General features: G+C 68.4%; 7 protein-coding genes and 1 riboswitch. Of the genes, 6 read left to right on the top strand and 1 reads right to left on the bottom strand.

Translation table 11 applies throughout. The features are described 5' to 3' along the window. The 6 genes from flhF to metF form a co-directional block, all read left to right on the top strand. On the top strand, positions 1-1,126 hold a 1,126-nt coding region (gene flhF / locus O1Q03_RS29665), incomplete at its 5' end, for a flagellar biosynthesis protein FlhF (protein WP_269507605.1). Continuing rightward, the gene (locus O1Q03_RS29660) at positions 1,119-1,937 is read left to right on the top strand and encodes a MinD/ParA family ATP-binding protein (RefSeq protein ID WP_269507604.1); all 819 of its coding nucleotides are present in this window, start codon (positions 1,119-1,121) and stop codon (positions 1,935-1,937) included. The genes flhF and O1Q03_RS29660, both read left to right, overlap by 8 nt. A gap of 15 nt (positions 1,938-1,952) precedes the next feature. After that, a complete protein-coding gene (locus O1Q03_RS29655) occupies positions 1,953-2,687 on the top strand; it encodes an RNA polymerase sigma factor FliA (protein WP_269507602.1) in 735 nt (244 codons plus the stop codon). 77 nt (positions 2,688-2,764) lie between these two features. After that, positions 2,765-2,882, top strand: a riboswitch (S-adenosyl-L-homocysteine riboswitch). Between the two features lie 32 nt (positions 2,883-2,914). Beyond that, positions 2,915-4,333: an adenosylhomocysteinase gene (gene ahcY, locus O1Q03_RS29650; protein WP_269507601.1), complete on the top strand. Its 1,419-nt coding sequence runs from the start codon at positions 2,915-2,917 to the stop codon at positions 4,331-4,333. Positions 4,334-4,434: 101 nt separating this feature from the next. Continuing rightward, on the top strand, positions 4,435-4,788 hold the full coding sequence (locus O1Q03_RS29645) for a phage holin family protein (protein WP_089466396.1): 354 nt from the start codon (positions 4,435-4,437) through the stop codon (positions 4,786-4,788). A 24-nt stretch (positions 4,789-4,812) separates the two neighbouring features. Further along, positions 4,813-5,643, top strand: coding sequence for a methylenetetrahydrofolate reductase [NAD(P)H] (metF, locus tag O1Q03_RS29640; RefSeq protein ID WP_269507599.1), 831 nt, complete (start codon positions 4,813-4,815; stop codon positions 5,641-5,643). Positions 5,644-5,727: 84 nt separating this feature from the next. Here metF and O1Q03_RS29635 read toward each other — a convergent pair whose 3' ends face one another. Beyond that, positions 5,728-7,209, bottom strand: a complete 1,482-nt coding sequence (locus O1Q03_RS29635; protein WP_269507609.1) for an amidase — start codon at positions 7,207-7,209, stop codon at positions 5,728-5,730. Positions 7,210-7,245 lie beyond the last annotated feature (36 nt).

Raw genomic sequence — 7,245 nt, 5'->3', positions numbered from 1 at the left:
GAACGACACCGCCGCCGCCCGTGCGAACGGCGCGGACGCCGCGCAACCGGCCGAGCGCACGCGCCTGTCCGCCGACGCGGCCGCCGCGCTCGCCGACGCGGTGAAGTCGCGCATCGAGAGCGTCGTCAACGACACGGTGATGCACGAGCTCGGCGCGATGCGCGGGATGATGCAGGAGCAGTTCGACAGCCTGATGTGGCAGGACCGCCAGCGCCGCAGCCCGGTGCACCGCGCGCTGACCAAGCACCTGTTCGCGGCCGGCTTCTCCGCGCAGCTCGTGCGGATGCTGGTCGACAACCTGCCCTCCGGCGCCGACATGCAGACCTTCGAGCAGGCCGTCGAATGGGCGCAGTCGGTGCTCGCGGCGAACCTGCCGGTGCTCGACAGCGAGGACGTGCTGATGGAGCGCGGCGGCGTGTTCGCGCTGATGGGGCCGACCGGCGTCGGCAAGACGACCACCACCGCGAAGCTCGCCGCGCGCTGCGTGATGCGCTTCGGCGCGAGCAAGGTCGCGCTGCTGACCACCGACAGCTACCGGATCGGCGGCCACGAGCAACTGCGCATCTTCGGCAAGATCCTCGGCGTGCCCGTGCACGCGGTGAAGGATGCGGGCGATCTCGCGCTCGCGCTGTCCGAGCTGCGCAACAAGCACATCGTGCTGATCGACACGATCGGCATGAGCCAGCGCGATCGCGCGCTGTCCGACCAGATCGCGATGCTGCACGGTGCGAATGCGCCGGTGCAGCGCCTGCTGCTGCTCAACGCGACCAGCCACGGCGATACGCTCAACGAAGTCGTCCAGGCGTACCGCAGCGCGGGGCAGCACCCGCACTCGGCATCCCCGGACCTCGCCGGCTGCATCCTGACCAAGCTCGACGAGGCCACGCACCTGGGCGGCGTGCTCGACACGGTGATCCGCTACAAGCTGCCGGTCCACTACGTGTCGACCGGCCAGAAGGTGCCGGAGAACCTGTACGTCGCGTCGACCAAATTCCTGCTGAAGAGCGCGTTCTGTGTGCCGCGCGACGGCTCGCCCTTCGTGCCGCAAGACGAGGACATGCCGACGCTGCTTTCCGCACTGACCGCACGTTCCACCGCCGAGCTGCACGAGGTGCGATTTGGATAAACGGATCATCGACCAGGCCGAAGGGCTGCGCCGCCTGCTGGCCGGGCGCGCATCGCGCATCGTCGCGGTGACGGGCGGGCCGACGGGCGTCGGCTGCACCGCCACCGTCGTGAACCTCGCGGCGGCGCTGGCCGCACTCGGCAAGGACGTGCTCGTCGTCGACGAACACGCGGACGCGCGTTCGGCCGCCGCGACGCTCGCGGGGCCTTGGCTGCGCGACGGCGAGCGCACGCGGGTGGCCGCCGGCTTCGGCCTGTGCGCGGCCGGCCGGCTCGCGCGCGAAGGCTACGGCGACGCGCAACTCAGCGACTTCATCGACGGGCAGGCCGACATCGTGCTGATCGATGCGCGGCTCGGCGCCGACGGCGCACTGTCGGCGCTCGCGCGCGAGGCGCACGACGTGCTGATCGTCACGCGGGTCGCCGCGCAGGCGATCACCGAGGCGTACGCGTGCATGAAGCGCCTGCACTTCGCGCACGCGCTCGCGCAGTTCCGCGTGCTGACCAACCACGTCGGCAGCCACACGGACGCGAAAACCGCCTTCGACAACCTGGCAGGCGTCGCGAGCCGTTACCTGACGGTGTCGATCGCCGACGCCGGCTGCGTGAGCGCCGACCCGCTCGTCGAGCGGGCGCGCGAACTGACGCATACCGCGGTCGACGCGTTCCCGTCGTCGGCCGCCGCGCGCGACTACCGGCAGATTGCCGCCGACTTGCTGTACTGGCCGATGCGCCCGGGTTCGGGGGCGGGCCGCGCCGTGCATGCGGGCGGCAAGCCGTCGTACGAGGCGGGTGCGGCCCACGCCGCGTGAGCGAAGGAGAGAGCCATGATGTACAACGCTCAAGGAAAGATGACCCAGGCCGACGTGCTCGCGCAATACGCGCCGCTCGTGCGGCGCCTGGGGCTGCAGCTCGTCGCGAAGATGCCGGCGAGCGTCGACCTTGACGACCTGATCCAGGCCGGCATGATCGGCCTGATGGATGCGGCCAGCCGCTACAAGGAAGATCAGGGCGCGCAGTTCGAGACCTATGCGACGCAGCGCATCCGCGGCGCGATGCTCGACGAGCTGCGCAGCAACGACTGGCTGCCGCGCAGCCTGCGCAAGACGTCGCGCGAGGTCGAGCAGGCGGTGCACCAGGTCGAGCAGCAGCTCGGCCGCTCGGCGAGCGAGGCCGAGATCGCGCAGCACCTGAAGATGCCGCTCGACGAATACCAGGAGATGCTGCAGGACCTGCACGGCAGCCAGCTCATCTACTACGAGGATTTCGACCGCGCGGCCGACGACGAGCCGTTCCTCGACCGCTATCGCGTCGATCACGCCGATCCGCTGTCGGCGCTGCTCGACGACCATCTGCGCGACGCGCTCGTCGACGCGATCGAGCGGCTGCCCGAGCGCGAGAAGCTGCTGATGTCGCTGTATTACGAGCGCGGGCTGAACCTGCGCGAGATCGGCGCGGTGCTCGAAGTCAGCGAGTCGCGCGTGTGCCAGCTGCACAGCCAGGCCGTCGCGCGGCTGCGCGCGCGCTTGCGCGAACAGGCGTGGGTCGGCGCGGAAACCTGACCCTTTCATCATGCCCACGCGCGAGCGCGCCGCGCGTGCCGCGCAATTCTCGCGCCGATTTGCTACAATCCCTCCCGTTTTCCGAGGAGCGTTGCGACGGACCTTCTGCGTCCGCCAGGCTCGGAGAGCTTCACCAAGCAGCCGTGCGGCGATTTTTTCGCGCCGGCCCCGCTTCCTGAACGGCGCTCACGTCACCAATCTAGAAACTTTTTAGAAAGGAGGGCGTGATGAACGCCATTATCGATTCCAAGGCTTCCCACGATTACGTCGTCGCCGACATGGCGCTGGCCGGTTGGGGCCGCAAGGAACTGAACATCGCCGAGACCGAAATGCCGGGCCTCGTGCAGATCCGCGACGAATACAAGGCGCAGCAGCCGCTGAAGGGCGCGCGCATTGCAGGTTCGCTGCACATGACGATCCAGACGGGCGTGCTGATCGAGACGCTGAAGGCGCTCGGCGCCGATGTTCGCTGGGCGTCGTGCAACATCTTCTCGACCCAGGATCACGCAGCGGCCGCGATCGTCGAAGCCGGCACGCCGGTGTTCGCGTTCAAGGGCGAGTCGCTCGACGAATACTGGGAGTTCTCGCACCGCATCTTCGAATGGCCGAACGGCGAATTCGCGAACATGATCCTGGACGACGGCGGCGATGCAACGCTGCTGCTGATCCTTGGCTCGAAGGCCGAGAAGGACCGTTCGGTGATCGCGAAGCCGACCAACGAGGAAGAAGTCGCGCTGTACAAGTCGATCGCGGCGCACCTCGACGTCGACGCGAACTGGTACTCGAAGCGCCTCGCGCACATCAAGGGCGTGACCGAAGAAACCACGACCGGCGTGCACCGCCTGTACCAGATGGAAAAGGACGGCCGCCTGCCGTTCCCGGCGTTCAACGTGAACGATTCGGTCACGAAGTCCAAGTTCGACAACCTGTACGGCTGCCGTGAATCGCTCGTCGACGGCATCAAGCGCGCGACCGACGTGATGATCGCGGGCAAGGTCGCGGTCGTCGCGGGCTACGGCGACGTGGGCAAGGGCTGCGCGCAATCGCTGCGCGGCCTGGGCGCGACCGTGTGGGTCACCGAAATCGATCCGATCTGCGCGCTGCAGGCGGCGATGGAAGGCTACCGCGTCGTGACGATGGAATACGCGGCGGACAAGGCCGACATCTTCGTGACGGCGACCGGCAACTACCACGTGATCAACCACGATCACATGAAGGCGATGCGCCACAACGCGATCGTCTGCAACATCGGCCACTTCGACTCGGAAATCGACGTCGCGTCGACGCGCCAGTACCAGTGGGAAAACATCAAGCCGCAGGTCGACCACATCATCTTCCCGGACGGCAAGCGCGTGATCCTGCTGGCCGAAGGCCGCCTCGTGAACCTCGGCTGCGCGACCGGCCACCCGTCGTTCGTGATGTCGAACTCGTTCGCGAACCAGACGCTCGCGCAGATCGAGCTGTTCGTGCGCGGCAACGAGTACGAGAACAAGGTGTACGTGCTGCCGAAGCATCTCGACGAGAAGGTCGCGCGCCTGCACCTCGCGCGCATCGGCGCGAACCTGTCCGTGCTGTCGGACGAGCAGGCTGCGTACATCGGCGTGCAGAAGGACGGCCCGTTCAAGCCGAACCACTACCGCTATTGATGCGCCGCCGCTGTCGGGCGTCGCCTGCACCGCTTCGGGCGCATGCGACGGCCGGCGGCGCTGCCTGACCGTACAGATCGACCACCGAACCGGAGCCCTCCATGAGCGTCATCCTCACCTGGGTCATCAACGCCCTCGCGCTGCTGATCATCACGTACCTCGTGCCGTCGATCCACATCAAGAGCTTCGGCACCGCGCTGATCGTCGCGGTCGTGCTTGGCCTGATCAACACGGTGATTCGTCCGGTGCTGATCCTGCTGACGCTGCCCGTCACGATCGTCACGCTCGGGGTGTTCATCCTCGTCGTGAACGCGTTGTGCTTCTGGTTCGCGTCGTCGCTGCTGAAGGGCTTCGAGGTGTCGGGTTTCTGGTCCGCATTCTTCGGTTCGATCCTGTACAGCATCGTGTCGTGGCTGCTGTCCGCGCTGATCTTCGGGCAGCGCGACTTCGGCTGACGGCGCGGGCCTCTCTTCCGAATCATGAAACCGATCGAACTCTCGTTTGAATTCTTCCCGCCGAAAACGGCGGAGGGCGTCGAGAAGCTGCGCGCGACGCGCGCGCAACTGATGCCGCTGAACCCGAAATTCGTCTCCGTGACGTTCGGCGCCGGCGGCTCGACGCAGCAGGGCACGCTCGATACCGTGCTCGACATGCAGAAGGACGGCCTCGAGGCCGCACCTCACCTGTCGTGCATCGGCTCGTCGCGCGACAACCTGCGCGCGATCCTCGACCAGTACCGCTCGCACGGCATCCGGCATATCGTCGCGCTGCGCGGCGACCTGCCGTCGGGGATGGGCGCGGTCGGCGAGCTGCGTTATGCGTCCGAGCTCGTCAGCTTCATCCGCGCCGAGCATGGCGACTGGTTCCACATCGAAGTCGCGGGCTATCCGGAGTACCACCCGCAATCGCGCTCGCCGAAGGCCGATCTCGAGAATTTCGCGCGCAAGGTGAAAGCCGGCGCGAATTCCGCGATCACGCAGTACTTCTTCAACGCCGACGCGTATTTCCGCTTCGTCGACGATGCGCGCAAGCTGGGCGTGGACGTGCCGATCGTGCCGGGCATCATGCCGATCACGAACTTCTCGCAGCTGATGCGCTTCTCGGAAATGTGCGGCGCGGAAGTGCCGCGCTGGGTTGCGCGCCGGCTCGAGAGCTTCGGCGACGATCGCGACGCGATCCGTGCGTTCGGCGCGGACGTCGTCACCGATCTGTGCCGCCGTCTGATCGACGCGGGCGTGCCGGGGCTGCACTTCTACACGCTGAACGCTGCAGCCGCGACGCGCACGATCTGCGAACGGCTCGCCGGTTAAGCGCCGCGCGACGTTCGCATGCGAAAAGCCCCGCCGGTTCCGCCGGCGGGGCTTTTTTATCGCCTCGGCGCGGCTCAGCTCAGCTCAGCGCTGCGCCTGCATCAGCGGCGGGCGCCGGTCGAACCACGGCCGCGCCTGTTCGAGCTGCCGCGCGAGCTTGAGCAGCAGCGCATCGTCGGCATGGCGCGCGACGAACTGCACGCCGATCGGCAGTCCGCGCGCGTTCCAGTAGAGCGGCACCGACATCGCGGGCTGCCCGGTCAGGTTGAACACCTCGGTGCAGCCGGCCCATGCGAACGCCTTCTCCGACGCCTTCGACAGCATTTCCTGCAGCAGCGGCTTCACCGGCAGCGCACCGAGCAGCTTCATCTGCGCGGCTTCGAACGGCGTCGGCTGCAGCTCGCCGATCTTGACCGGCGGGCCCGCGAGCGTCGCGCACAGAATCGCGTCGTAGCGCGACACGAGGCCGGCCACCTGCACGGTGAGCTGGCGCTGCCATTCGAGCACGTCCGGCAGGCGCGCACGCGCGACGCGCCGGCCGACGACGGCCATCGCCCACGTCGCGGGCTCGAACTCGCCGCGCTTCGGGGTGCGCCCGGTCAGTGCGCGCGCGCCGAGCACCATCTCCTCGGCGATGGTCGCCCACAGCGTGAGGAAGGTTTCGGCCGCGCGCGCATAGTCGACGTGCAGCGTCGCCGGTTCGACGTGATGGCCGAGCGATTCGACGAGCGCGGCCGCATCGTTCAGCGCGGCGAGCGTATCGTCGGCGAGCGCGGGCGCGAGCATCGGATCGACGACGAGGCCGATCCGCAGCGGGCCCGGCGGCGTGTCGAGCGCGCCGAGGTAGGTGCCGGGTGCGCCGGGCGGCAGCGTCCGGCCGGTCGTCACGTCGAGCAGCAGCGCGCTGTCGCGCACGCTGCGCGAGACCGCGTGCTGGACGACCAGCTCGCCGTTCGACGGCAGGTCGACCAGCAGCGGGTTGCGGCTCGGCTTCAGGCCGAACAGCCCGCAGCACGACGCCGGAATCCGGATCGAGCCGCCGCCGTCGGATGCATGCGCGATCGGCACGATGCCGGCCGCGACGGCGGCCGCCGCGCCGCCGCTCGAACCGCCCGGCGTGTGATCGAGGTCCCACGGGTTGCGGCACGCGCCGAACAGCTGCGGTTCGGTGTACGGCATCTGGCCGATCTCGGACGTGTTGGTCTTGCCGAACACGTTGAGCCCCGCCGCGCGGCTTCGCGCGATCACCGGCGAATCGTCGGCGGGCACGAAGTAGCGGTAGTGCCGGCTGCCCATCGACAGCGGCAGCCCGCCGACCGCCGCGCCGAGATCCTTCACGAGATACGGGACGCCGGCGAACGGTGCGTTGGCGCGGGCATCGACGACGGCCGGCGCCGCGCGCTTGCGCGCGGCGTCGTAGTCCTGCAGCACGACCGCGTTGACCGCGCCGTTGACCGCTTCCGCCTGCCCGATCGCGGCGTCGAGCAATTCGCGCGGGCTCGCCTTGCGGTCGCGCACGAGCGCGGCGAGGCCGATCGCGTCATGCGCGAGATAGTCCGAGTGCATCGCTGTCACCCCCGTTGTGACTCGTGGCGATGAGAG

The organism is Burkholderia sp. IMCC1007 (genome assembly GCF_027257875.1).
Classification (GTDB): Bacteria; Pseudomonadota; Gammaproteobacteria; order Burkholderiales; family Burkholderiaceae; genus Burkholderia.
The sequence above is the reverse complement of the archived record's forward strand: the minus strand, read 5'-3'. Positions and strand labels throughout refer to the sequence as shown.